The organism is Nostoc commune NIES-4072 (genome assembly GCF_003113895.1).
Classification (GTDB): Bacteria; Cyanobacteriota; Cyanobacteriia; order Cyanobacteriales; family Nostocaceae; genus Nostoc; species Nostoc commune.
Map to the genome: position 1 here is coordinate 6,991,139 of NZ_BDUD01000001.1, position 26,367 is coordinate 7,017,505.

General features: G+C 38.6%; 28 protein-coding genes and 3 pseudogenes. 19 read left to right on the forward strand and 12 right to left on the reverse strand.

What is annotated here, in order from left to right; translation table 11 throughout:
- Window positions 1-158: 158 nt before the first annotated feature.
- Window positions 159-398: a hypothetical protein gene (locus CDC33_RS31440; protein ID WP_109012254.1), complete on the forward strand. Its 240-nt coding sequence runs from the start codon at window positions 159-161 to the stop codon at window positions 396-398.
- A complete protein-coding gene (locus tag CDC33_RS31445; protein WP_109012255.1) occupies window positions 385-810 on the forward strand; it encodes a type II toxin-antitoxin system VapC family toxin in 426 nt (141 codons plus the stop codon). The genes CDC33_RS31440 and CDC33_RS31445 overlap by 14 nt, the downstream gene beginning before the upstream one ends.
- A gap of 78 nt (window positions 811-888) precedes the next feature.
- Here the strand turns inward: CDC33_RS31445 and CDC33_RS31450 are convergent, their stop codons facing one another.
- The 5 genes and pseudogenes from CDC33_RS31450 to CDC33_RS31465 all read right to left on the reverse strand — a co-directional run bounded on the left by CDC33_RS31450 (window position 889) and on the right by CDC33_RS31465 (window position 4,827).
- Complete coding sequence (locus CDC33_RS31450) at window positions 889-1,119, reverse strand: DUF433 domain-containing protein (RefSeq protein WP_109012256.1); 231 nt, start codon at window positions 1,117-1,119, stop codon at window positions 889-891.
- Between the two features lie 506 nt (window positions 1,120-1,625).
- Window positions 1,626-2,135: pseudogene (locus CDC33_RS31455) on the reverse strand (nickel-dependent hydrogenase large subunit); the annotation flags it as partial.
- A gap of 257 nt (window positions 2,136-2,392) precedes the next feature.
- Complete coding sequence (locus tag CDC33_RS31460; RefSeq protein WP_109012258.1) at window positions 2,393-3,355, reverse strand: hydrogenase small subunit; 963 nt, start codon at window positions 3,353-3,355, stop codon at window positions 2,393-2,395.
- 461 nt (window positions 3,356-3,816) lie between these two features.
- Window positions 3,817-3,993 (reverse strand): hypothetical protein, encoded by a 177-nt coding sequence (locus CDC33_RS39325; protein WP_181374192.1) that lies wholly within the window; start codon window positions 3,991-3,993, stop codon window positions 3,817-3,819.
- An 18-nt stretch (window positions 3,994-4,011) separates the two neighbouring features.
- Window positions 4,012-4,827: pseudogene (locus CDC33_RS31465) on the reverse strand (Rpn family recombination-promoting nuclease/putative transposase).
- A gap of 590 nt (window positions 4,828-5,417) precedes the next feature.
- On the opposite strand from CDC33_RS31465, the gene CDC33_RS31470 reads away from it, so the two are divergent.
- The 11 genes from CDC33_RS31470 (at window position 5,418) to hypB (ending at window position 16,035) form a co-directional block, all read left to right on the forward strand.
- Window positions 5,418-6,392, forward strand: coding sequence for a hypothetical protein (locus tag CDC33_RS31470; RefSeq protein ID WP_109012259.1), 975 nt, complete (start codon window positions 5,418-5,420; stop codon window positions 6,390-6,392).
- A gap of 64 nt (window positions 6,393-6,456) precedes the next feature.
- On the forward strand, window positions 6,457-6,723 hold the full coding sequence (locus tag CDC33_RS31475) for an asr0689 family protein (protein ID WP_109012260.1): 267 nt from the start codon (window positions 6,457-6,459) through the stop codon (window positions 6,721-6,723).
- A gap of 8 nt (window positions 6,724-6,731) precedes the next feature.
- A complete protein-coding gene (locus tag CDC33_RS40745; RefSeq protein ID WP_109012261.1) occupies window positions 6,732-6,956 on the forward strand; it encodes a hypothetical protein in 225 nt (74 codons plus the stop codon).
- Window positions 6,957-7,012: 56 nt separating this feature from the next.
- Window positions 7,013-7,858, forward strand: a complete 846-nt coding sequence (locus CDC33_RS31485; RefSeq protein ID WP_109012262.1) for a NifU family protein — start codon at window positions 7,013-7,015, stop codon at window positions 7,856-7,858.
- A gap of 462 nt (window positions 7,859-8,320) precedes the next feature.
- Window positions 8,321-9,535, forward strand: coding sequence for an NHL repeat-containing protein (locus CDC33_RS31490; protein WP_181374193.1), 1,215 nt, complete (start codon window positions 8,321-8,323; stop codon window positions 9,533-9,535).
- A gap of 20 nt (window positions 9,536-9,555) precedes the next feature.
- Window positions 9,556-11,904: a carbamoyltransferase HypF gene (hypF, locus tag CDC33_RS31495; protein WP_109012263.1), complete on the forward strand. Its 2,349-nt coding sequence runs from the start codon at window positions 9,556-9,558 to the stop codon at window positions 11,902-11,904.
- A gap of 76 nt (window positions 11,905-11,980) precedes the next feature.
- Window positions 11,981-12,256, forward strand: a complete 276-nt coding sequence (locus CDC33_RS31500; RefSeq protein WP_109012264.1) for a HypC/HybG/HupF family hydrogenase formation chaperone — start codon at window positions 11,981-11,983, stop codon at window positions 12,254-12,256.
- A gap of 265 nt (window positions 12,257-12,521) precedes the next feature.
- Complete coding sequence (hypD, locus tag CDC33_RS31505; protein ID WP_109012265.1) at window positions 12,522-13,703, forward strand: hydrogenase formation protein HypD; 1,182 nt, start codon at window positions 12,522-12,524, stop codon at window positions 13,701-13,703.
- A 58-nt stretch (window positions 13,704-13,761) separates the two neighbouring features.
- Window positions 13,762-14,865, forward strand: coding sequence for a hydrogenase expression/formation protein HypE (gene hypE / locus CDC33_RS31510; protein WP_109012266.1), 1,104 nt, complete (start codon window positions 13,762-13,764; stop codon window positions 14,863-14,865).
- 13 nt (window positions 14,866-14,878) lie between these two features.
- The gene (locus CDC33_RS31515; protein ID WP_109012267.1) at window positions 14,879-15,220 is read left to right on the forward strand and encodes a hydrogenase maturation nickel metallochaperone HypA/HybF; all 342 of its coding nucleotides are present in this window, start codon (window positions 14,879-14,881) and stop codon (window positions 15,218-15,220) included.
- Window positions 15,211-16,035: a hydrogenase nickel incorporation protein HypB gene (gene hypB / locus CDC33_RS31520; protein ID WP_109012268.1), complete on the forward strand. Its 825-nt coding sequence runs from the start codon at window positions 15,211-15,213 to the stop codon at window positions 16,033-16,035. The genes CDC33_RS31515 and hypB overlap by 10 nt, the downstream gene beginning before the upstream one ends.
- Window positions 16,036-16,372: 337 nt before the next feature.
- Here the strand turns inward: hypB and CDC33_RS31525 are convergent, their stop codons facing one another.
- Window positions 16,373-16,561: a hypothetical protein gene (locus CDC33_RS31525; RefSeq protein ID WP_109012766.1), complete on the reverse strand. Its 189-nt coding sequence runs from the start codon at window positions 16,559-16,561 to the stop codon at window positions 16,373-16,375.
- 277 nt (window positions 16,562-16,838) lie between these two features.
- Between CDC33_RS31525 and CDC33_RS31530 the strand changes: the two genes are divergently transcribed.
- The 4 genes from CDC33_RS31530 (at window position 16,839) to CDC33_RS31545 (ending at window position 18,789) form a co-directional block, all read left to right on the forward strand.
- On the forward strand, window positions 16,839-17,183 hold the full coding sequence (locus CDC33_RS31530) for a hypothetical protein (protein WP_244919389.1): 345 nt from the start codon (window positions 16,839-16,841) through the stop codon (window positions 17,181-17,183).
- 161 nt (window positions 17,184-17,344) lie between these two features.
- Complete coding sequence (locus tag CDC33_RS31535) at window positions 17,345-17,572, forward strand: hypothetical protein (protein ID WP_109012269.1); 228 nt, start codon at window positions 17,345-17,347, stop codon at window positions 17,570-17,572.
- Window positions 17,562-17,978 carry a putative toxin-antitoxin system toxin component, PIN family gene (locus CDC33_RS31540; RefSeq protein ID WP_109012270.1) on the forward strand — a complete coding sequence of 139 codons (417 nt, stop codon included), beginning with the start codon at window positions 17,562-17,564 and terminating at the stop codon, window positions 17,976-17,978. Before CDC33_RS31535 ends, CDC33_RS31540 begins: the two co-directional genes overlap by 11 nt.
- Before the next feature lie 436 nt (window positions 17,979-18,414).
- On the forward strand, window positions 18,415-18,789 hold the full coding sequence (locus CDC33_RS31545; protein ID WP_109012271.1) for a hypothetical protein: 375 nt from the start codon (window positions 18,415-18,417) through the stop codon (window positions 18,787-18,789).
- Between the two features lie 173 nt (window positions 18,790-18,962).
- Here CDC33_RS31545 and CDC33_RS31550 read toward each other — a convergent pair whose 3' ends face one another.
- From CDC33_RS31550 to CDC33_RS31560, 3 genes are all read right to left on the reverse strand, one after another.
- On the reverse strand, window positions 18,963-19,337 hold the full coding sequence (locus CDC33_RS31550) for a hypothetical protein (RefSeq protein ID WP_109012272.1): 375 nt from the start codon (window positions 19,335-19,337) through the stop codon (window positions 18,963-18,965).
- Window positions 19,327-20,334, reverse strand: a complete 1,008-nt coding sequence (locus tag CDC33_RS31555) for an LLM class flavin-dependent oxidoreductase (RefSeq protein WP_109012273.1) — start codon at window positions 20,332-20,334, stop codon at window positions 19,327-19,329. Before CDC33_RS31555 ends, CDC33_RS31550 begins: the two co-directional genes overlap by 11 nt.
- 136 nt (window positions 20,335-20,470) lie before the next feature.
- Window positions 20,471-20,833 (reverse strand): hypothetical protein, encoded by a 363-nt coding sequence (locus CDC33_RS31560; protein WP_181374248.1) that lies wholly within the window; start codon window positions 20,831-20,833, stop codon window positions 20,471-20,473.
- A gap of 417 nt (window positions 20,834-21,250) precedes the next feature.
- On the opposite strand from CDC33_RS31560, the pseudogene CDC33_RS31565 reads away from it, so the two are divergent.
- Window positions 21,251-22,275, forward strand: a pseudogene (locus tag CDC33_RS31565) (ISAzo13 family transposase).
- A 667-nt stretch (window positions 22,276-22,942) separates the two neighbouring features.
- Here CDC33_RS31565 and CDC33_RS31570 read toward each other — a convergent pair.
- The 3 genes from CDC33_RS31570 to CDC33_RS31580 are packed head-to-tail and all read right to left on the reverse strand — an operon-like array spanning window position 22,943 to window position 23,996.
- Window positions 22,943-23,254, reverse strand: coding sequence for a hypothetical protein (locus CDC33_RS31570; RefSeq protein WP_109012274.1), 312 nt, complete (start codon window positions 23,252-23,254; stop codon window positions 22,943-22,945).
- A gap of 2 nt (window positions 23,255-23,256) precedes the next feature.
- On the reverse strand, window positions 23,257-23,538 hold the full coding sequence (locus CDC33_RS31575; RefSeq protein ID WP_100900566.1) for a hypothetical protein: 282 nt from the start codon (window positions 23,536-23,538) through the stop codon (window positions 23,257-23,259).
- 35 nt (window positions 23,539-23,573) lie between these two features.
- Window positions 23,574-23,996, reverse strand: a complete 423-nt coding sequence (locus CDC33_RS31580) for a hypothetical protein (RefSeq protein WP_109012275.1) — start codon at window positions 23,994-23,996, stop codon at window positions 23,574-23,576.
- A 1,110-nt stretch (window positions 23,997-25,106) separates the two neighbouring features.
- On the opposite strand from CDC33_RS31580, the gene cysK reads away from it, so the two are divergent.
- On the forward strand, window positions 25,107-26,066 hold the full coding sequence (gene cysK, locus CDC33_RS31585; protein ID WP_109012276.1) for a cysteine synthase A: 960 nt from the start codon (window positions 25,107-25,109) through the stop codon (window positions 26,064-26,066).
- Window positions 26,067-26,367 lie beyond the last annotated feature (301 nt).

The window sequence follows — 26,367 nt, forward strand, 5'->3', positions numbered from 1 at the left end:
ATATGTACCTCCAGAAACATTAGGTCTTCTATAATTAGGCATAGGGAGCTAGTAGGGGTAAAATTAAATTATTTTAAAATTATTTATTGTATTGTCATATTGGTTGGGTAAGAACATTTTTTGCTAAACTATAATCAGGGAAACAGCAAGATGAGATTATGAACTTAGATACAATTCAACAAGATATTGAGTCTCTTCCTCCCGATGCACAACAAATCATAGTTCAACTCGTAGAATTCCTGAAAAAACGCTACCTTCTGAATCAACAGGAATCTTCAGAAAATTCCTTGCAAGACTGGTCAGACTTTATCGGTTGCATAGAAGCTGAAACAGACCTCTCAAAAAACTATAAAAACTACTTAGACCGTGAACTTAACCAAAAATATGATCATAGTTGATACAGGCTTTTGGTTAGCTCTTGCCAATAAAAGAGATGCAGTTCATATATCCGCCAAAAAACGATTTCAAGATTTAGCTAATCAGCAATTTATTACAACCTGGTGTGTCGTTACGGAAACGTGCTATCTATTACAAAAAAGAGTAGGAGTAGATGCTCCAAAAATCTTTATTCATAAAATTTCTACAGGAAAGCTACAAATCTTTGATCTGAAACAACATCATTGCCAGCGTATTGAAGAACTGATGGAAAAATATAAAGACTTACCGATGGATTTAGCCGATTCCTCTCTCGTGATCCTTGCAGAAGAATTAGGTCATGGCCAAATTTTATCGGTTGATTATCGAGACTTCAACACCTATCGCTGGAAAAATACAGAACCGTTCGATAACCTCTTTCAGGAATTTTTATGACGTAGTGCGATAGCTGATATTGTAGGGTGCGTTAATGCAATGTAACACACCTTATTACGTTTTCATCAAACAGTAATTTCATGCTGATAATGGAGAAATCATAAGCCGACGTTCACGGTCAGCCGCATAAGCAATACAAGCTTTTAAATCTTCTCGCGTTAGGTCGGGAAAATCATCAAGAATTTCTGCTTCGGTCATATCGGAAGCTAGGTATTCAAGCACCTCATAAACTGTAATTCGCAAGCCACGCACACAAGGCTTACCACCGCGTTTATTCGCTTCAATTGTGATATAGTTTCTGTAATTCATAAGTGGCGAGTGCATTTTTGCCAATTCGTCTGATCGTATCATGTATTTCTGCTAAAAACTCAATAATTTCACCATTAAACATCTTTGAGAAAAGCGATCGCTCAATTTTTAAACAAAGAAATCAATACTTCTATACTTAGACCAAATTATAATTATTTAAACCCTGATATGACTATTTGCGTATTTATATTGAGGAAAACCCAGATTTATACTTCAAAAGGAAGAAAATAATTATACTTAACTACTTGCCTTGGACTTTCTTAACTGCGTAGACGCGGAGCGGCTTGTCGCTAGACATCGCTAATCTATGGTTAGGGAAAAATTAGGTAATACCTGAGAAAAGCAAATAACTTTTAACAGAGAAAAATTAATGGATTTACTGCTTGCTATCTTTGCTTATGGTGTAGCTGACAGTGGATTTATCGCCTAATTTAAGGAAAAACCAGGGAATCATTACACATATCCTGGCAAATCCTTACTATATAAGCAATTCCCCAATTTATTTCCATATAACTGCTGTGGGGCCATTGTCCGCCCAATAGTGCATAAATTTCTACAGGTTTAGCGGAAATTGTTATGCCGAGTTCGTAAGATTTGCCAGTGAAAGCAGCAAAGCGTCTGGTAGCTTCTTCATAAAAGCGACTATTGCGGTATTTTCTATTGGTTAAGTCAATGGCAAACAAACCATAAAAATAGCGAGGGATGCTTTGAATTGTTTCAACAATTTGACCAAGATTTCTCGCCAAAATCGCATTGCGGGGAACTTCTGTTTCCCAAGCTGTATCTAATGCCCAAGATGCAGAAGTTAGGTGAGAACCGCCGCAAATTCCGCAAATGCGAGGTGTGACAATTAATCCGGCTTGCGGATCTTTACCGCGTAGGATAACCTCAAATCCGCGAAATAGTTCCGCGTGTGTCCAGGCGTTGACTACTCTTCCATGTTCAATATCGACTCGGACATCTAAATCGCCTTCAACTCTACCAACGGGCGAAATGTCTAATGATTGAATTGTCATTTGTCATTTGTCCTTTGTTATTTGTCATTTGTCATTTGTCATTTGTCATTTGTCATTTGTTGTTTGTCATTTGTCATTTGTTGTTTGTCATTGGTATTTTGTCATCAATCATTTCCGAAAAATAATCTTAAACTCTTATCCTCTGTAGGTAAAAACCTAATTTCTGGAGATATCTATTAGTCATTGGTTTTTCACAAAAGACTAATGACCAATGACCAATGACTAATGACCAATGACTAATGACTAATGACCAATGACTAAACAGTAAAAAAGTCTTCTTCTGCCCAAGGTGGTGCTGCGTCTTTGGCGACCATTGTGAGTAAGGCGTAGTCTTTTTTGTTCACCCCTGGCGGTAATTCTTTAGGAACTCCCATTACTGTTTGGGTTTTGAATACGGTTCCTGGTTTGAGATCAAAGAAGGGAAATTCTGGTTCTGTGCAACCTAAGCAAGGCATTCCGGCGCGAGTTTTGGATGAGACGCGGTTCCATAAGATGCGGTTGCAGGAAGAATGAGTCATGGGGCCGCGACAACCCAAGTCATAAAATAGGCAGCCTTTGCGCTGACCAAATTCGGCGGTTGATGCTTTGTAGGCAAAGTGAACATTGCGGGTACAACCTGTTTGGGTGTAGGTGTTGAAGAAAGTTTGGGGACGATTTAGTTCATCGAAAGCAATGTCTGCTATGCGTCCAGTAGCGATCGCAACTAATATCTGCGTAATCCAGTCGGGATGAGCGGGACATCCAGGTATATTAATTACAGGTAATCCAGCTTGCGACACAAAGTCTTTACCTAAAAAACCGCCTTCTTGACGTTTGAGAAATTGTAAACCTTCCGATTCGCTAGGATTGGGTGACATGGCGGGAATTCCTCCCCATGTGGCACAATCTCCTACGGCGACGATAAATTGAGCGACTTTAGCGAGGTCTAATAACCAATCTTTCATGGCGCGATCGGCAAAGCGATTCCATTCGCCTGTGCCGTTGGGCGCATTAACTACACTGCCTTCAAATACCAAGATATCTAAAGGAATTTTGCCAGAAATGCAATCCCGCAGCAGTGTTTGTAAGTCGTTGCCTAGTTCTAACCCCAAGGAAGGATGCCAAAGTACCTTGATACCAAAGTCGGCAATTAAATCACAGACTGTCGGTTCTTCAGCGTTGAGAAATGACATGGTGTTGCCGGAACAAGCACCACCTTGTAGCCATAGTACGTTAGTCATCGGCTAGGTATTTTTGTATTGTTTACCATGCATGATGTAGGTGATAATGCTTGCAAAGTCTCACCTGTTTATCAATATTTATTTTTCAATACTAAGATATTTTTTATCTAATTTACTTTCATTAAAAAAGAATTAATCATTAACAATAAATTAAATACTCTCAAGATTATTTTCAATGGCTATGTCTGTTATATATGTAACACATTTAATAAATGCAAAATGTATAAATAAAAACTACCTTTTGTTTTTAAGCCTTGACCTTAACAAACTCAACGTGCTTAATTTATCACGGTTAAAGCTCTTTGATATTAATAATAATTACTATCAACTATTAATTGTCTGAGGTGGCGAGTATTTTAAGCCATTAGATTTTCATATAATAAATGAGCCAAAAATAAGGGCACAAAACTTTGCGCCCCGTCAACTATATATCAGTTGTTTTAGGATTTTGGTTGTGCAGCTTACCTAACAACTTGTTCGTCCAAACCTAACGCTTGAGCTATCTGCTCAATATTCAACCCCAATCCTAATAACTGGGGTATCACTTCTAACTTACCTTCTTTTATCCCTTCTTGTTTACCTTCTGCAAAAACATCTTGGTAAAATCTACTTTGCTTTAACTCATTTGAGCCAAACATTTTTTATCTCCTGCTGTTTTAGGATTTTGATTGTGCAGCTTGCCTAACAACTTGTTCATCCAAACCTAACGCTTGAGCTATCTGTTCAATACTTAAACCCAACCCTAATAGCTGGGGTATCGCTTCTAACTTACCTTCCTGTCTACCTTCTTGTATACCTTCTTGTTTCCCTTCTTGCCTACCTTCTGCAAAAACATCTTGGTAAAATCTAGTTTGCTTTAACTCATTTAATCCAAACATTTTTCCTATCTCCTCCTGGCTCAATCGCGGTAACTTGTAGATTAATATCGTCTCTATTAATTGTATAATTTCCCTAATAGTAGTGACATCTGGAATTTGCTGTCGGGCAATGTTTACTATCTCTACAGCTTTTGTTGTCGCCGTTGATTCGGGTTCGATAATCAGTTTAACTGCCTCCATACCGATTGATGATGTCTCAATTGAGCTTAATTCGTCGAGATAGACGCGAGTTACTCGTTGAGAGTTGAGTAATTCTGTATATCTTTCAGTATCTCCAGTATCAACGCTGCGGTTGGGGAAGATGACAACACCACGCCAATTGTTAGTTAATTCGGTTTTGTCGAGATAGTTAAAGATTTCGGTAAATAAACGTGAGTAGAATTTTTTGTCTGGTTGAAATTGCACTTCAGCAAAATAAATCGGTAATTCTGGCGTATTTGGGAGAAAGACACCATCGATTCTAAACGCCAGTTGTTTAACTTCTACTGAAGAAAATTGGTAAGCACTAGCTAGTTGCGGTGGTTAATTAATCAGTTCAAAAAAGGTGCTGGGGATACTTTGAAAGATCCGATAGAAGATACTGTCTGTTTTCAAAGGTAGCTTGTTTTACAGTTGATGAATATATTTTACACTTCGGCGATCGCGTGGCAACTATTTTGATTACACTAAATATATATAAAATTACTATTTAATTTTTGAACAAAATTAAGTATTGTAGAGTGTGTTAGAACGGAGTTCGTAACGCACTATGATCGTGGGTTTGATGCGTTACGCTGTCGCTAACACATCCTACATGTATTTTCACAAATCAAACCGGATTCCTCTATGTCAACAATTCAATAAAAAAGATTGAAATTGTATAACACGATGATACAAAAAGTATTTAAAAAAAATTAGGTGTTTAAAACTGACATTAATATTAGCAATTTCCCCCTAGAATTTTAGAAATAGGGTGTTTTATAGTATTGTATTGAGCATGGCATAAGACATTGGCTATAGGGTATTTAGTATTTTCCCTAGTTTCTAGTCTTTAATCCTAGCTCAAATAAAAAAGGGGAATTCCGCCTAAAGGACTCGAAGCCTGCGTAAATCAGTATGGCCCGTGATTAGATGCGTTTACGTATCTCAATCATTCGTGGGCGTTGACAGATTCAATTCCCAATTGGCTAGAGTACGGCAGAGTTATGACCCCCAGCATTACAGATTCAGCAGTGAAGGCTGCGGTAGCAGCTGTTGCTTCAGAGTCAGCCTCAGCAGAAGAAAAAATCCAGATGCTGATTGAGATAGCACAGGGTTTTCAAAAAAAGCCCAAAGCTGCCCAAGACTTGCGAAATGCAGTTGGGTTATATTACCGGGCCTATGAAATGTGTGGTGAGGAGTATCCCCTATTAAAAGCCAGGGCCCAAGTAGGGATGGCGGGGACATTACAGGCAATACCGGATGCTGATTACCAACTGTTGATGCAAGCTAAAGTCGGTTATGAAGAGGCATTACCGATTTTACAACAATTAGCTGCGCCAGAGGAAGTGGCAGAGACGCAGATGAATTTTGGTCTGGTGTTGCAGTCGCTAGTGCCGTTTAATTTGGCGCGGATAACAGACAGCATCCAAGCTTATCATGAGGCTTTGCGGGTGTTTACTTGGGAAGATTATCCTCAAGAATACGCCATTTTGTATAACAATATTGCGATCGCTTACCTTTCTATGCCCCTAGCATCAGAACGGGAATACTTGCGTCAAGGGTTAGCTGTGCAATCATTTGAGGTAGCACTAAAGCATATTAATCTGATTGACCATCCTAGAGAATATGCGATGTTGCAAAATAATTTAGGTAACGCTTTGCAATATTTAGTGAGTTCCCATCCTGTAGAGAATAATTTAAGAGCGATCGCAGCTTATGACGAAGCGCTAAAAGTGCGTAACGCCAAAGATACACCTCTAGAGTACGCTAACACAATTTCCAACAAAGCCAACGCCCTATTTAACTTAGCAGACGACCAGGAAAAACCAGAAGCTGGTAATCCTCAAAATCTTTTGCAAGCGCGTATCTACTATCAAGACGCTTTAGAAATATTTACGAAATACCAACAAATTGCCCAAGCAGAGGTAGTAGCCCAAGCACTACAAGATGTAGAAGCAGAAATAGGGAATAGGGAGTAGGTTAGTTATTCTTTCTCCCTCATCTCCCCACTCCCCTAATTCCTAACAATCAGGACAAAACAGCATGAGAGATATTTTTACCTACTCAAACGTGATAAATTTTCTCACAAGTTTAGCAGATGGTGACTTGAACATAGCAACAGAATTTGTGTGGTTAATCATCGCCGCAGCCTTGTCTATGGTCGGCGGTGCAATTGGCGGAATGCTGTTAGCTGGTAAAGATATAGGCTATCAGTTTTCAGCCATGCTTGGTGCATTATTTGCCCCTGCGGGTGTAATTCCCGCCATCTTCTTAGGGCTTGCTGCCTTAAATTTATTGACAAATTATTAGGAGACAACATGTTAGAAATAGGGTGGTTTTCAGCCAAGTTATTTTTTAAAGGAAAGCTACTACGTGACCCAGTGTATTTTGTTAAACAAACTACTATTGGTATTGCTATAGGTTTCTTACTATTAGTGTTACTCGCACAAGCCCCAATTCCCTTTTACTTACCAATAATATTATCTAGCTTGGTGACGGGTATAATTATGCCATTTCTCCTCAAGGACTTCAAAATGAAGTGATTAGTCATTGATAAACAACTAATGACTAATGACCAATGACCAATGACTAATGACCAATGACAAACCTTGAAGAATTAGTTCAGGAAATTAACCGCTTTGAGGCGATTATATCCGAGTGGGATGAAAGCCAAAGGTGTGTAGCAGTAGGTCTAAAAAGAGCAATTGAGGCTTTGCATAAAGCTGCATTGACTAACTTGATTAAAAGCCTTAAACAAGAATCAATGCCAGCTTTGCGCCATGCTGTTGCAGATGAATTAGTGTATGCAGTCTTACTGTATCACGAACTAGTCAAACCACCGAAACCTCTACTTTCACAACGTATTCAGACAGCCCTTGAAGAAGTTCGCCCAGGTTTAAAAAGCCATAATGGGGATGTAGAAATAGTGGCAATTAAGCCGCCAGATACAGTAGAAGTCAGATTAATCGGAACTTGCAGCAGTTGTCCAGCTTCTACTTTAACTTTATCTCAAGGAGTAGAACAGGCAATCAAAAACCATTGTCCAGAAATTACCAAAGTAGTTGCAGTTGCTAACAACTTTACTGTTAACAACGTAAATTCTGGTTTAATCAGCCCATTCTCTTCAAAAATAACTTCTACCTGGATCAAAGTAGCGACTATTGATCAAGTTCCGGAATTTAGTGTATTAGCAGTACAACTTGCTGGTACTTCACTAATTTTACATCGTCAAGGCATTACAGTTAAATCTTACCGTAATGCTTGTACCCATCTAGGATCTCCCTTAGAAAAAGGTAAAGTTGAAAATGGTATTATTACCTGTCCTGCCCACGGATTCCAGTACAAATTAGAGACAGGTAAATGCTTAACCGTTCCTGATGTTTCGCTTCAGTCGTATCCAGTCAAGGTTAAAGACGATAAAGTTTTTGTGAAACTACAAAAATGATGATGCAAAGATAAGATGTCAGCAAATATACTTGGCAATTAGTCAATCACCGCTAATTTGCTTTTTCATTTCAGTAGTTCGCGCATTCATCTTAGTGTTTTGTACAAGCAAAATGCCCGAATGCTTTCTCAATATCTCTAAATTCATTCTCATTTGTGTAATTCAGGTATTGATTTTAGTGTTTTGAGAAAGTAAAAAGGCATATTACTTTCTCAAAAGATCATTTGACTTATTCAAACCCCAGTTTGCTTTCTCATTTCAGTAAATCACGCACTCATGCCAAAAATTTGCTATGTAGCAAAAGTTACTAAAAGCTATCTTGATTTTTAAGCTTGATTAATACAGAAGTTGATTAGAGGTTTTAACTGAATTTGAAAAAAGCATAATGCAAAACCGTTACTGTTGTTACATGCTAATCAACATTAATGTTTTTAAATAATTATCAGCCTCTATCTGCGGTTCATGGATATCCCAAACATAATTAATTCCATATCACAATTACCGCTAGAAGCAACAGAAAATCCTCAATATTTACCTCTATCACCTCAAGGTGCGGAGGTAATTTTAGGTAACATTATTGAACCAGAGCAATTAGTTATACCTGTAGCACCCAATGCCACAACAATGTTTGGGCCTCGTGCTGCTTGTTTATTATCAGAAACTGGCCCATTATGGGTATCAGATACAGGACATCATCGATTATTAGGATGGCAGAATTTACCCACTAGAGATAGTCAACCGGCTGATTGGGTAATTGGACAACTTGATTTTTATCATGAAGGACAAAATGCTAAAAATATACCAGGAAGGGCAACCTTAAGTGTACCAACAGGGATTTGTGCTTGCGGCGAAGGATTAGCTGTAGCAGATGCTTGGAATCATCGGGTTTTGATTTGGAAGAATTTACCAGAAGATAACAATGTTCCGGCAGATTTGGTGTTAGGGCAAGTTAATTTTACCAATAATGAACCAAATCAAGGAAATCAAGTAGCATCTGCTAGTACAATGCACTGGCCCTATGGTGTTTTCTATCATCAAGGACGGCTATTTATTGCTGACACTGGTAATCGAAGAGTATTAATTTGGCATCAATTACCAACAGAAAATGGTCAACCTGCTGATGTAGTTTTGGGACAACCAGATATGATATCTCGCAATGAAAACGGCGGTGCTTCTCCAACCGCAGCGAGTATGCGTTGGTGTCACGATATCGCTTTTTGGGGAAAAAATCTAGTTGTCAGCGATGCAGGTAATCACCGGGTAATGATTTGGCAAGGAATACCCACAGAAAATAATGCTCCTTGTGCAGTAGTTTTAGGACAAAAAAGCTTTGATTTTGTGGAAATGAATCAAGGAGTTTATTTGCCAAGTGCTAGTAGTTTGAGTATGCCTTATGGTGTAGGAGTGGCTGACGATTGGTTAGTAGTTGCAGATACCGCTAATTCTCGTTTGTTAGGATGGAAGAAACCAGAATCAATTTTATCACTGCAAGGTGCGGCAGCAGATGGGTTAGCAGGACAAATAAATTTTCAAAGTAAAGGTGAAAATCGTAATTTCGGATTGCCAAAACGAGACAGCTTAAATTGGTGTTACGGGATAAAAATTTATGGCAATACAGCAGTCATAGCTGATTCTGGAAATAACCGAATTTTGTTGTGGCAGTTTAATAATTCATAATTTTTGAAAGTCAGATTTATATGGCGGCTGAAGAAATTAGAGTTCGCGGTACTGTTCAAGGAGTAGGATTTCGCCCTACAGTATATCGTCTGGCTAAAGCTTGCGGTTTGCATGGAGATGTTTGTAATGATGGTCAAGGTGTATTAATTAGGGTATCTGGTAGTGAGGAAGCAATAACAGAATTTGTTGCCAGATTGCAAACAGAGTGTCCACCGTTGGCAAAAATTAATCAACTAACAAGAATTATTTATCAAAGTGAATTTAAATTTGATAATTTTGTGATTTCTACTAGTGTTAGTAATGCTATTAAAACAGAAATTACCCCTGACGCAGCCACTTGTTTGCAATGTCAACAAGAAATATTCGACCCCTTTAGCCGCTTTTATCGCTATCCCTTTACCAACTGCACTAATTGCGGCCCACGCCTGAGTATTATTCGTGCGATTCCTTATGACAGAAGCAATACCAGTATGTCTGCGTTTGCTATATGTCCCGAATGTTCAAAGGAATACCACGATGTCGAAAATCGGCGTTTTCACGCCCAACCTGTAGCTTGTCATGTTTGTGGCCCTTCAGCTTGGTTAGAACGCGCTGATGGTAAATCGGTTACTGCTTCCATGTTTTCTATGCTGGATGATGTTGATGCCGTTTGTACCTTATTGCAAAAGGGTGAGATTGTCGCAATTAAGGGCTTAGGTGGTATTCATCTGGCTTGCGATGCAACACAGGAAACTGTTGTACAAAAACTGCGTCAGCGTAAAAGGCGCTATCATAAACCCTTTGCTTTAATGGCGCGGGATATTGAAGTAATTGAACAATATTGTAGTGTTAACATCAAAGAAAAAGAATTATTGACAAGTTCTGCTGCACCAATTGTTTTATTACAAGCAACAGGTAAAAAAGTAGTAGCCCCATCGATAGTATCCGGGCAAAATACCCTTGGTTTCATGCTACCTTATACGCCCCTACATCATTTAATTTTGCGGCGGATGAATCGCCCAATCGTTTTAACAAGTGGCAATCTTGCCGATGAACCACAATGTATTGATAATGACGAAGTAAGAGAAAAATTAGGGACAATCGTCGATTATTTTCTCTTTCACAATCGAGATATTATTAATCGGGTAGATGATTCTGTTGTGCGTGTTATCGGCGATAAAGCTCAAATAATTCGCCGTGCTAGAGGATATGCACCAGCAGCAATTAGTTTACCATCAGGATTTAAGAATGTACCGCAAATTTTAGCAATGGGTAGTGAGTTAAAAAATACCTTTTGCTTATTGCGTGAAGGAGAAGCAATTCTCTCTCAACATCTGGGAGATTTAGAAAATGCTGCGGCTTTTAATGCTTATCAAGAAACTTTGAATTTATACTTAAATTTATTTGAACATAAACCAGAAGTAATTGCCATTGATAAACACCCTGAATATCTATCAAGCAAACTTGGTAAAGAACTCGCAGATACAAATAAAATCAAAATTCATCAAATCCAACATCATCACGCGCATATTGCCGCTTGCATGGTAGAAAATGGGATTCCTCTAGATGCGCCTCCAGTATTGGGCATTGCTTTAGATGGTTTAGGTTATGGTGATGATGGTACACTCTGGGGCGGAGAATTTATTTTAGCAGATTATCGGAAATTTCAGCGACTAGCAACATTTAAACCAGTAGCAATGATTGGTGGTGAACAAGCCATTTATCAGCCTTGGCGTAATACTTATGCACAATTAATAGCTGCTAATCTTTGGGATGACTGCCGACAACAGTATGCTGATTTAGAAATCGTAAAATTTCTGGAAAGCAAGCCACTCAAACTACTCAATCAACTTATTGATAAAAGAATTAACTCTCCTCCAGCGTCTTCCGTGGGGCGATTGTTCGATGCAGTGGCGGCGGCTATCGGTATTTATAGAGATGAATGTAGCTATGAAGGACAAGCTGCGATCGCACTTGAAGCTATAGTAGATGTTAGCAGCTTAAATAATGATGAAGAAACGCTAATATACCCTTTTAGTTTTAGCATTTCAGATAGTATTTACTGTATAGACCTGCGTCCAATGTGGCAAGCCTTACTCCATGACTTACAGCAGCAGATTCCCCAACCAGTTATGGCTGCCAAATTTCACAAAGGTTTAGCTAAAGCAATTGTGCAAATGGTTAAACATCTTTCTCGAGAAAATCTGATTTCTCAGGTAGCCCTAACAGGAGGAGTATTCCAAAATTGTATATTGTTACAGCAAGTTACCAAACAATTAGAAAAATTGGGAATAAAAGTACTCACTCATAGCTTAGTTCCAGCTAACGACGGCGGCTTATCTTTAGGACAAGCAGTTATTGGAGCAGCACAATTAATACACAAGTATTGATATTTGAAAAAACTCAGAAATAATTCTCTCTGTGTTCTTTGCGCCTCTGCGGTTAGTTTATCTTCAAAATAAAAAAATGTGCTTAGGAATCCCCGGACAAATTGTAGAAATTACCAACGCTAACCATAAACTAGCCCTAGTTAACATTGGTGGTGTGAAGCGCGAAGTAAATATTGCCTGCATTGTAGATGAACAACATCCCCCCGAAGCTTGTATTGGTGATTGGGTGCTAGTACATGTTGGCTTTGCCATGAATCGAATTAACGAACAAGAAGCAGCAGAAACATTACAACTATTCCAAGAATTAGCAGCAGCACAAGCAGGAATTAATACTTGTACCAATTCTGTATGAAGATGTGCCTATAGTGTAAAAAATAAAGAACGAACCGCCAAGAGCGCCAAGAACGCCTTCGCGAAGCGTCTCGAAGAGAAGAAATAAGAAATTAAGAGATTTAGCGCAGCTTCACAAAGAAATAGTATTAAATAATAGACTTTTCTTGTCTCACGTAAAGAAAGGGTTTAAAACTCATCTCTTTCTTCCTTGGCGTTCTTGGCGTCTTGGCGGTTCGTAAAAAACTCCCCACCACAAAAGCAAAATTAACTATTCCCCAATCCTTATGAAATATGTTGACGAATTCCGCGAACCGGAAAAAGCTGAAGCCTTACGCCGCGAAATCGCCAAATTATGCAACCAGCTAGAAAAACCCATCAAAATCATGGAAGTATGTGGCGGACATACCCATTCCATTTTTAAATATGGTATCGAAGAAATATTACCCCAAACCATCGAACTAATTCATGGGCCTGGTTGTCCAGTATGCGTTATGCCAAAAGGGAGATTAGATGATGCGATCGCAATCTCTCAAAATCATAACGTCATTTTTGCCACCTTTGGCGATGCAATGCGAGTTCCCGGTTCCAAAACCACTTTACTGCAAGCTAGGGCGCAAGGTGCAGACATCCGTATGGTGTACTCTCCCTTAGATAGCCTGCAAATTGCCAAAGATAACCCCGATAAAGAAGTAATCTTCTTCGCATTAGGCTTTGAAACCACAGCCCCCAGCACCGCCTTCACCATTTTGCAAGCAGCAGCCGAAGAAATTCATAACTTTAGTATGTTTTCCAATCACGTTCTCGTGATTCCCGCCCTCAAAGCACTGCTAGATAATCCCGATTTACAACTAGATGGATTTGTTGGCCCTGGTCATGTCAGCATGGTAATTGGCAGTGACCCATATCAATTTATTTCTCAACAATATAATAAGCCAATAGTCATCTCAGGATTTGAACCCTTAGATATTCTCCAATCAATTTGGATGCTATTGCAACAGCTAGTAGAAAATCGTTGCGAAGTCGAAAATCAATATAACCGAATTGTCCAAAAAAGCGGAAACACAGTAGCCCTGCAAGCCATAAATAAAGTTTTTGCCATCCGAGATAGTTTTGATTGGCGCGGCTTAGGTGATATTCCTTATTCAGGATTAAAAATTAAACCTGAATATGCCCAATTTGATGCCGAACTTAAATTTACCATTCCTAACCTCAAAGTAGCCGACCATAAAGCTTGTAAATGTGGAGAAATTCTCAAAGGAGTCTTAAAACCTTGGGAGTGTAAAGTATTCGGTACAGCTTGCACACCAGAAACACCAATCGGCACTTGCATGGTATCTTCCGAAGGCGCTTGTGCAGCCTATTACAAATATGGGCGACTCTCCACCATTGCCAAAAGAACAATCACCCAAAAACCAAAAATAACTCAAGAACCTCTCCCCGCTTGCGGCTTCTCCTCAGACTTATAATACTCCGCGTACCTCTGCGCTTCCCTCTGCGTTCCTTTGCGTTAAAAAAATTTTTAATATGAACATTTCCCCCACAAACCCAATACAAAATCCCCTATTCCAAAAAATAGAACAAGTCCGCCGTCGCCAAGCAAAACTGCAAGACACTCATATAACTCTCGCACATGGTAGCGGTGGTAAAGCCATGCGTGATTTAATAGACGAAATCTTTATCAGCAATTTTGATAACCCCATTCTCTCACAACTAGAAGACCAAGCCAGCTTCAACCTAACCCCTCTCCTCCAACAAGGAGACAGACTCGCATTTACAACAGATTCTTATGTTGTAGACCCGTTATTTTTCCCTGGTAGTGATATAGGAGAATTAGCTATAAACGGTACAGTTAATGATTTAGCTGTAAGCGGTGCAAAACCTCTATATTTAACTTGTAGCGTAATTTTAGAAGAAGGATTACCTGTAGAAACCTTACGCCGTGTTGCAGCCAGTATGAAAACAGCCGCAGAAAAAGCGGGTATTCAAATTGTTACTGGTGACACAAAAGTTGTACATCGTGGTGCTGCCGATAAACTCTTTATTAACACTGCTGGTATTGGTATCATCCCGCGAGGAGTTAACATTTCCGCCCAGAATATTAAACCCGGAGATGCAATAATAATTAATGGTGAAATAGGCAATCATGGTACAGCAATTTTAATTGCCCGTGGGGAATTAGCTTTAGACACTAATATTGAAAGTGACTGTCAGCCGTTGCATAGTTTAGTAGAAACTATTCTCCATACATGTCCTCAAATTCATGCTATGCGAGATGCTACACGCGGTGGTTTAGCCACAGTACTAAATGAATTTGCTCTCAGTTCAAATGTAGGAATCCGTCTATACGAAGAATTTATCCCGGTGCGGGAAGAAGTCAACGGAGTTTGCGAAATTCTCGGTTTAGACCCGTTGTATTTAGCTAATGAAGGTAAGTTAATTGTGGTGGTTCCAAAAAAGAATGCTGAAAACGTTTTATCAGCTATGAAATTACACCCAGTAGGAAAAGATGCTTGTATTATCGGCGAAGTTATTTCTTCACCTCCAGGTATAGTATTATTAAAAACAGCTTTTGGTGCTGAAAGAATTGTTGATATGTTAGTAGGCGACCAATTACCACGAATTTGTTAATAGATTTTATAGTATGCACGAATTTGGAATTACCCAAAATATAGTGGCAATTGTAACTGAAAATGCCAAAGGCGTAAAAGTGCAGCGAGTTTTATTAGAAATCGGCAAACTCTCAGCCATCATGCCAGATGCTATCCGATTTTGTTTTGATATTTGCACTCAAGGCACAGTTTTAGAAGGGGCGACATTAGAAATTTTGGAAATTCCTGGATTAGGGCGATGTCGCCAATGTGGTGCAGAAATTTATTTAGATAAACCATTTGGAATTTGTAATTGCGGTAGCGTGCAATTAGATTTAATTACTGGTGAAGAATTGAAAATTAAAGAAATAGAAATAGAGGAATTATGTGTGTAACCTGTGGTTGTTCTGATGATGGTGAAGTCAAAATTACAAATCTGGAAACAGATAAAGCTGAACATAATCATACTCACACTTTACCAGATGGAACTGTCATCACTCATTCCCACAATCATGATACTCATATAGAAGCGTCTCAAGTTCATGCCAAAATACACAATACAACGATATCCTTAGAACAGGATATTTTGGCAAAGAATAACCTGCTAGCTGCTCAAAATCGGGGATGGTTTAAAGGTCGAAATATTCTCGCTTTAAATTTAATGAGTTCTCCCGGTGCAGGTAAAACAACTCTTTTAACGCGAACCATTAATGATTTAAAGCAGCAATTATCTATTAGTGTCATTGAAGGCGACCAAGAAACTGCTAACGACGCCAAAAAAATTAAAGAAACTGGTTCTAAAGTCATCCAAATCAATACCGGAACGGGCTGTCATTTAGATGCATCAATGATAGACAGGGGTTTACAACAACTGAATCCGCCACTAAATTCAGTTGTGATGATTGAAAATGTCGGAAATTTGGTTTGTCCAGCCTTATTTGATTTAGGAGAACAGGCAAAAGTCGTGATTCTCTCTGTCACAGAAGGAGAAGATAAGCCGATAAAATACCCACACATGTTCCGTGCTAGTGATGTAATGATTATCACTAAAATTGATTTGCTACCTTATCTAGATTTTGATGTGCAAAAGTGCATAGAATATGCTGTACAGGTGAATCCTCAAATTCAGATTTTTCAGGTTTCGGCAATTACTGGTGCAGGGTTAGATAATTGGTATAAATGGGTAACTGGTTGTATTGTGAACCAGTAAGTTCAAATCGCTCAATATTGCTGTAGCTGAGTACAGGATTGCCAGTAAAGCGGCTGAAGATGGCATTTTGACCCTGGTATCCGACATCAACAGGAGTACCATTGTTCAACTGGCTGTAGTCGGCAACTAGAGTATCAGTGCCAGCGCCACCATCAACAATCCCATCTGTGTCAGTTCTTTAGGTTTCTAGCCCGATCGCGTCGATGGAGATAAGTTATGGAAAATTGAGGAGATAATTAAGTCGAATTCGTCTAAAAAATTAAGGTTGAAGCAGAGGACAAGATGATTGGTCGTTGAAGACGCGATGAATCGCGTCTCTACATGAGGGTTTTGTTGCTTATTCTGAACTGTATTGATATATAACTCTTTTGACCTGCACATCAATTGCATCGACCTGCACATCAATTGCATCGACCTGCACATCAATTGCATCGACCTGCATATCGATTGCATTGACCTGCATATCGATTGCATTGACCTGCATATCGATTGCATCGACCTGCACATCGATTGCATTGACCTGCACATCGATTGCATCGGCTATTGTTTGCGTAATTTCTGACTCAAATCTCGAAAGCACCTAAAGCTTTGAGGACATCTTTTTGAGCTGTCGTGATTCCTGTTACGCCTGTAATATTGGTTCCTTGATAAGGTCTGTCAGGATTGAGTGTTTTTAAACATTCACCCGTTTGGGCATCCCAAATCTGAATCGTCCCGTTTTGGCTGCCGCTAGCGATCGCAGCTCAATTTGATAACCTGCGATCGCGCGGATTCGCAGCAGTCACGATAAAATTGGCAAAGCATTGCGCCGTGGACATCACTACCTGCGCGAAACATCCTTTTATGACTCCCCCTTCTCGATTCCCAGACAATGCGAATTAGTTGCTTGGTCACAGACTTTATTTGACACAGAAGTGTTGATGGTGCTGAATACCAACGGCTTAGAAAATCGCGGTGCAGAAGTGACAGTAGATACTTACATGCATCCTCCAGACTCGACCATGACTTTTTTATACAAAAGTGATTGGAGTGATTCATATTTACGCTACCCACCGCGCGGACAAACTGTAGCTGTACAACATCATAACGACCTTCGCGCAACTGTACGAATTGATTTGCCTCCTTCAGGAATGGCGATTTTGGCGTAAGCAAACACCAGCATTTGGGCAAAGCTTTGGGATAAAAACCTGGTTTAAATTTATAAACTTTTACCATAAGCTTTGCCCAAGAATGAGTAAATATCTCGTTAGTTTATCACAGGTAAAATAGACGTGGGCTAAGTCACTATCCACTAACCCCAGAACCTACCATGAATCAAAAAACCTATCAACTTCCACTAACCTTCGAGCAAATTCTTAATCTTGTCCTACAATTACCAGCACAAGAACAAGAAGAACTCATTCAAGAAATAAAGAGAAATTCTCCAAAAAATAAAGATGAAGATTTACTTAGTGTTTTTGAAAGAATCGGCAGAAATGCTCAAGCCAAAGGACTAACCGAAGAAATGCTAGAAGAACTACTCGCCGATGAATCATAAACTAATTGTCATTGACACAAATGTTTTACTTAGTGCTGCCCTAAGTCCTGATGGAACAGCCCGTAAAGCTCTAGATAAAATCTATAAAGAATTCTTTATTGCTCAAAGCAATGAAACTTATCAAGAATTAAAGACACGAATTTACAAACGTAAGTTTGATAAATATATTTCAAATGAAGAACGGCAAGATTTTTTGGATGTAGTTAAAAAATACAGTAAATTTATAGAAATAAAATCTCAAGTAAACATTTGTAGAGATCCAGACGACAATAAATTTTTAGAACTTGCTAAAGATTCCAGCGCCGAGTTTCTGCTCACAGGAGATCAAGACCTTTTATCACTCAATATCCTAGCCGAATATCAAAACCAGATAATTACTCCCAGAGACTTTCTTGACCTTGGTTAATTTTTTTTGACGAACCGCCTTCTCTGCGAGACACTACGTGAACGGGCAGTGTCTCGTAGAGAAGGACGCAAAGAACGCAAAGGAAAAAATATTTAACTGAACTGTATTGGCTTAAATTAGGTAAGTATTAAAACTGTCTTGCTGTAAAAATTAACTTTATGTTCCAGTAAAAATACTATAGTCATTATGAATATTATTTTTTATATTTGTCTTGCATATTAAATATAAACTATAAAGAAACCTAAATTATACTTTATTATGTTTCATCTTATTTTCAGTTTTTTCAAATTATTATTTTCGTTATGGGAAAAAGTGCCCGATAGCCTCAAAAAAGAGATAATTGAGTTGATAGTTAAGGAATTTACAAAACTATTCCGTAATTACTACAGGCATTGGCACGAGAACAAAAATATTTAGTCAATATAATTTGAATAATATGGAAAATCATTCAGAAGGCTCTACCATTCAAAATAATCTAGAAAATCTTAATTTTGAAGATTTTTGGGAAGCAGATACAAAAATTCCAAATAACTCTGAAGATATTCATGTATCTACAATACAATCCTCTATTACTGCTGCTACTTTAATAGCTAGTGCACCTCTTGCAGCTACATTATTCGGACTGGATGATACACAAAGAAAAAGTGAAAAATTTAGCAAGGAAGTTTCAGAATATGCAACATCAAAAGAGGTCATATCTTCTTCAAGTAAAAAAATTGGTGAACCAAATGCAAGCGAGACGGAAGAAGATTTTATAGAAAGAGCAAGCAAGGTGCTTAGAGAAATTTTAAAGGAAAAATTTAAAATTTAACTAGTCTGTTAAACCGCCTTATTACGGTACTTACTCATCCCAAACACTTATTTTTGGGGAATAAAATTAAACATATACCATATTGAAACTCTTCCAAAATTGCAACACCCTGCACTTTAGGAGTACAAGGTGTAAGCAGCTATATTTTGTGTGATTCCCAGTTTCTATTTACCTCAAAGCCAATCTCGATAAGCTGATATTTCATTTACGCTGATTTCAAACGGCATCCCCTTGCCAAATGGCGGATAAACGCGGATTTTACCGTTGCTAGCAAACCGCTCTAACCTATTACCTAACTGGGCAATATTGCTGACTATATGCCAGTAAGATACTAAGTCAGGGCAGTCAACAATTAATGTTAGAATGCTAGCATTTGTTGTGAGATACCACTGACAATTAGACAACAAGACTCGCGTAATGCGATCGCAAGCTAGAAAAAAGCATCTGCCAGTAGACTGTTCTAGCTCCATTTGCAGCATTCCATCCTCTTTTGTTACCTCAGTGGGAGGTAAATCATCGGGAGGAAGCAAGTAAAGTTTAGAAGACATAATTTCGCACCTCTTGGTTGTAGCGCGTCAAACTCTCCAGGTTTTTTTGCATATCCGAAGCCGAGGGTTTGAGTGCTAACGTACCTAAATTTAATTCGTCCTGAAATTTCTTGATTTTGTCTCGACAAGTCTCCACATCACCAATAATTGAGTTCTCAATCAAATAATCTTCGTCGAAACAAATGTTTGTGCGATCGAATGGTTTTTGGTTGGGATTCGCACTATTCTGTAATAATTCAGCCGAATTAGCTGTCATTTTCTTGCTAAATTGGCGAATGAAAGGTAATGCCTCACTCACTGCCTCATCAAATGTTTTGCCAACATAAAAAAAGCGTGCCAGCACGAAATTTTCCGCACCACTAGAATTTAAGGCTCGATATTTAGCAACAGTATCCTTCAATCTCTGTAGGGAGAATGGCGGCCCACCCATCAAGCTGAAGGAATGTTTAGCAGCAAACTCGATACCATCATCGCCGCCAGTGGCAACATACACTGGTATTTGACTCTGCAATGGTTTTGGATAAATTGTTAAGCGATCGCATTGATAATACTTGCCATTAAATGATACATCAGTTTCATATAACAGCTTTTGAATCAGTGCGATCGCCTCTAGCATCCTGGGACGAGATTCACTTGGGAGTGTCGCAAAATGCTTGTTTTGTTGGGGAAAGGGGCCGCCTTTAGCAACCCCAAATAATAATCGTCCATTGCACAGGTTATCCAGAGTGGCGATATCTTCCGCTACCCGAATCGGGTTATGGAATGGCAGTAACACCGCCGCAGTGCCTAATTGGATAGTTGAAGTCAGCCCCGCCAAGTGTGCCATTAACAGCAACATAGAGGGGCTGAGATTGGATTCACTAAAATGATGTTCACTCACCCAGGCTGACTCAAAACCTAAACTTTCTGCCTGTTTTACTAGCGCGACTTGCTCAAAGATGGCACGATGAGCATCTTGGTGATGATTATCGTAATTGCAGAAAATTCCAGTTTTCATTACTTGCGTTAATACTTTGTGCTGGCTATTCTAGTGGTCGATAGGTTTGTAGTAAGCACTAAGCGTGCTTAAATATTTGAGGACTAAAGTCCCCACTACAAACACCTTTACTCCTCTCCATTAATGCGATCAAAGACTAATTTGCAACCCACTGTAACTCCAACCATAGACGTGGGTTATTGTGTTTGATGTTCGACATCGGATCGCGCAATAATCGTTTGGCATTCATGCAGACTACTTGTACTAGACCCATGTTGTCTGCTACTTCTCTGAGTATTTCTTTGTGGGCTTGCACACAGGAAATCATTTCGTCAGAGCAATAAATTCCTATATATTGCAAGCGTCTCGCAGGTCGTCCCCAGAAACAGGTAATGACTTTCACATAACACCCGTCTAGTAATTCTCCAACTTTTGGGTAGTATTCGTTGAGGACTCTTGTGAATTCTTTGGCTAAGATATCTTCAGCAATCATTGGAACTGATATTTCTGTAGCGTCCATCACGCTATTTAATATAACATAATTTTATCAATTAAACATGACAAAATAGCCTATTAAGGGACTTCCAGAAAATAAACTATTCCACTAGCAAGAATGATAATCATTTTAAAGGGGGGGGGAATGAAGGGGCTGCCGACGGCAGCCCCTTCATTCCCCTTTTGTAGTAATTTGAATAATGATGCTTGTTTTTGAGTGTGGTAACTGATGGACATAGTATTAACTGATTCTCTCAAAAAGTTGTTGATTGAAACTGTATCTGGATTAAAAGGTGCAGCAAAGCGCAAATTTATGGCACAGACAGTTCAGGGATTAGGTTTAGGAGGGCAAAGACTTGCACAATCAGAATTAGGATGGAATCGAGACACAATTCGCAAAGGAATAAGAGAATTAGAAAGTGGTATTACTTGTATTGATAACATGAGTGGCAAAGGGCGTTATAAAGCAGAAGAACACTTGCCAAATCTTTTAGAAGATATAAAAAATATAGTAGATTCGCAAAGTCAGACTGATCCTAGTTTTAAAAGTCAAAGACTATATAGCAGACTCAGTGCAGCCGAAGTCAGAAAGCAATTAATTGAAAAATATGGTTATAGTGATGAAAATTTACATACATCAGAAACAATTCGAGTCAAATTAAATAATTTAGGTTACAAGCTCAGAAGGGTAAAGAAAGTTCAACCTCAAAAAAAATCCCACAAACTGATGCCATCTTTGAGCAATTAGACCTAGTTAATATTGATGCTTCGGAAGATAAAAGTATTTTACGTCTAAGCATGGATGCAAAAGCTCGCGTTAAGATTGGCTCATTTGATCGCGGGGGTAAAAGCCGGGACGGAGCGAAAGCTGACGACCATGATTATAACCCAAAAACAACTGTAACTCCTTACGGTATATTTCTTCCAGAGCTTGATGAGCTATTTTTATACTTTACAGAATCGAAAGTTACAAGCGATTTTATTGTTGATATTTTAGAAGATTTTTGGTTATCAGAAAAGCATCGTTTTTCTGATATTCAAACCCTACTTCTCAATCAAGATAATGGGCCGCAGAATAGTTCACGGCGTACCCAATTTATGAAACGTATAGTAGAGTTTGCCCACAAGCATCAAGTAAATATACGTTTAGCTTATTATCCACCTTATCATAGTAAATATAATCCGATAGAAAGGACATGGGCAATACTAGAGAATCATTGGAATGGCAACATTTTAGATGAAGTGGAGACGGCTTTAAAGTTTGCTAGTACTATGAAATGGAAAGGAAATCAACCAGTAGTTAAGCTAGTACACAAAACTTATGAGAATGGGGTAAAACTTACAAAAAAAGCTATGGCTCAAATTGAAAAACAGATTGAGCGGTTAACCGATTCTACTCATGAAGTCTTCCCAAATTTAGGTAATTGGTTTATTGATATTTGTTGTAGTAAAACAAAAGTTATTTGATTTTAATAACAGCATTTATTTAGCTACAAAACATACTAATTTTACACTGTTTAACTTCAAAGCAGACGACAAGTGTATAGATTCTTCATGCATAGATGAGGGGGGGGGAAGGGGTTGCCTTCGGCAACCCCTTCCCCCCCCCCTTAAAATGATTATCATTCTTGAGAAAACCTGTCTCTTGTTTTTCTTGGAATAATTTATTCTTTGGAAGTCCCTTAGGCTTAAATAAAATATTAAATATTACAAAAAAAAGAGGCATACATTGTTTAGTATTACCTCAGATACGCGTAAAGCATCTTTATATTTAAATATAAAAGTATTGGTTTGAAAACCCTTAGTGCAGCACGGTGGAAACAAACATACCATTTTAAATGGCGCAAGAGTTTAGAATACAATCTTGCGTGACTTTTGACTTCCGCCTTGCGGTATTAGACTTGGCAAATGGAATTCGCAGTTATAAGAGACTTAACCCACCTGCGTAGGTTAAACCAGTTACAATACTTGTCGGGTTTTGGGGAAAAGGGAAAGGGGAAAGGGGAAATAAAAAACCTTTAACCTTTAACCTTTAACTTTTTCCCCAAACCAAATTTGAAAATTATGAATTCAAAGAAAATGCATTTAAATAGCATATCTTAATATTGAATTCTAAATTTTGTCTTTTTAATTATTATCGAGCATTGCGTTCACAAACTAAGACTTCTGCTACAATATCCGGCACATTTACAAAGTCCGTAAATCCTTCAGAGCCACGGATTGGTGATATAAATGTGTAGTTTGGATCACACACTCCATTGTCATATACTTGAATAAACCATCTATCGGGAAACCCTTCTACACCTAATTCTACAGTGTACCAACTCTCGCCAATCAGACGAGAGTTATATATTGTAAACCATTCCCGATTCTCTTCTGATATATTCCAATCTGCCATCAGCAGTTCTAAAGCTATTTGTCCCGCATCCGTTGAAGTCAACAGCATTTTTACTCCTTATTTGCGGCTTCAGTATTTGCAACTTCAGGATTGGAAACTTCCGGGTATAAACCCAGTTCTTTAGCTAGCTCACGCGCTACAAAAAATAAAAACTTAGCGCCATCTTGATTGCCTTCATGGGCAAACATAGTTGCTACTTGTAACATTGTCTCCACAAATCCAGAATCAATCAATTCTGGCTTACTTTCCAAAACTTCTGGTTCCTGACCATTAGGACATTTGAGTAGCTCATCAATCAGATTGAAATATAGTTGTTGGCGTTGCTCTGACATAGTAATTTTGTTGATTTTAGTGAGTTGTGAATTAGTTACTGTTCGATACTGTGCTGCCATAGCCTTTCCAACATTTCAACTTGTTCTTTTAAAACAGCAGCACGATGAACAAGATATCTGTCGTAAAAAAGAATCCCTAACCCAATACAAATAGGGGTTAGCAAGAAGAACCATTGTAGGATCGTGGCAAATTTATATTGTTCAGCAACAGTCAGCATTTGATGAATCACATTACGGTCAGAGGATTTGATGCTAGTCTGAGGGGAATGTGTACCCTCTGTCTGGGAAGCCAAGATAGGAGCATTTCTACTAGTCTTGTTAATTTCGCAGGCTAAGTTCTGGGATTTTACTAACTCCAAATGTCGTTCCCAAACTATGCCAAATACTACTAATCCTGGAGAAAGCACTACTAAGGTAACTACGCAAACTGTGAGAAGATTTAAAAGTTTGGCTTTCATTTCGGCTCTCCCCTGCTAGGTAGTATGCACTCAGCAAGAAAATATCTTTTGCTGTTTATCTTAAGTAGCTATATATTTCTACTTTTTAAACAGGTTTGATATTAAAATATGTGTAAATGGTAGTTTTACAATCGTTAGTTGCCAGTCATTTTTATAATTACCACTGACTACTAACCACTGAAAAGTTACCAACTTTTTCACAAAACGTAGGATTAATCAGTCAGAAATAATACCATTTTGGATTTTAGATTTTGGATTGAGAATCGCTTTTTATTTGCGGGTTCAATTAATCCATCTGTCTTAATCATTTTTCAAATTGGTATAACGCACTCAGATTCAGAGAATGTGATTTCATCTTCCTTTCAAAAGAGAGATTAAGAAGTCCCCCCTAGTTCACTAAGCTTTCGCTCAGGAATGTTGGGGGGTAGAGGGGAATCTCTGCGTAAATCCTATACGATTTATATCAGCCGCTCTCCACAAAACAGTTTACCCTAGCCCTGTTAAGATTATTAAATTCATTAGAATAGTACTCAAAGCCTGTAATCCCTGCCTGATAAGTCTTACAAAAATTAATTGGGGTATGGGTGCTAGTGTTTTTGGGATGGGGTTCTAGTGTTTATGAGGTGGGGTTCTGGTATTTCTGCACTCAACCTCAAAGCAGTGTAGGCAATGATTAAGGACTGTTTTTGATGCAAATTTCGACAAACAAAAACTGCACTCAAAAGGCAATATCAATGTCTTTTGATAAAGATAGACTAATAAATTGGAAAAAACAATTAAATGTTATGAAAGTAAATTAGATTTACATAACATATAGAGGAGATTAAAAATAATGGTAAAAATTATGCATAGATACAGAATTTATGCCCAATAAACAATAGTCAGCAATTACAAATGGTAAAATATAAGTATGGCAATCTAGCTTTCTGCTGAAGTGAGAATTAATGGGAACATCTGATAAAGGTTCTTCCTAAACTTTCATATTTTGTGATTTAGTTAGAATACATAGTATATGCACTCATTGAGACTAAACTGCAAATAAAATACACAAGAGCTTATTGTTATAAGTAAATACTCTGTACTAAGATTTAGGATTTTAGGAGTTAAATAATGCGGATTGCTCAAGACATAACAGAACTGATTGGACGAACTCCTTTAGTTCAACTGAACAAGATTCCTCAAGCTGAGGGAGTAGTAGCAAGGATAGTTGTCAAATTAGAAGGGATGAACCCAGCAGCTTCGGTGAAAGACCGCATTGGCTTGAGTATGGTACTTTCAGCAGAAGCTGCTGGCTCAATTTCCCCTGGAAAAACCATTTTAGTTGAGCCTACCTCTGGTAATACAGGTATTGCTCTAGCGATGGTAGCAGCAGCGCGTGGCTATCGTTTGATTTTGACAATGCCAGAAACAATGAGCCAAGAACGACGGGCCATGCTCAGGGCTTATGGTGCTTCTTTGGAGTTAACACCAGGCGTTGAGGGAATGCGGGGAGCTATTCGCAAAGCCGAAGAAATTGTGGCTAATACTCCTGATGCTTTTATGCTGCAACAGTTCCGCAACCCTGCTAATCCCAAGGTTCACCAGGAAACCACCGCAGAAGAAATTTGGACAGATACAGACGGGGAAGTAGATATTGTCATTGCTGGGGTAGGTACTGGTGGAACGATTACTGGGGTTGCAGAAGTACTCAAACAGCGTAAGAAGACTTTTAAAGCGATCGCAGTTGAACCCAGCAACAGCCCAGTTCTCTCCGGCGGTGAAGCCGGGCCACACAAAATTCAAGGTATTGGTGCCGGATTTATCCCCGATGTTCTCCGCCTAGAATTGGTTGATGAAGTAATTAGAGTCAGCGATGAACAAGCGATCGCTTATGGACGACGTTTAGCAAAAGAAGAAGGCTTATTATCTGGCATATCCTCTGGTGCAGCTTTGTGCGCTGCAATTCAAGTAGGTAAACGTCCAGAAAATGCCGGGCGGTTAATCGTGATGATTCAGCCTTCTTTTGGCGAACGTTATCTCAGCACCCCCATGTTTCAAGATTTGTCCTTAGAAACTGCTAGCGTGCGTTAAGAAAAGCAAGAAGATATCTAAAAAGTTAGGAGCGAGAAGATTTGTGACTTCTGGCTCCTAAACTATATTTATCATACTATGTAAATTTTATTACTTAATTTAACTGTTTATTTAAGTATATACTTTAATGCTATCTTTATGCGATTGTTAGTCAAATCGCAATAATATTTCACAAAAAAATGATAATTTAATCTATCTTAAGATAGATTTTAAAAACCCTCGGTAACAAATATGCTGTTACTACTAGCGTTTTGTGTTCCTGATTAATCGTTCCTGATAGATCATTTGTAAAGTAAATCTT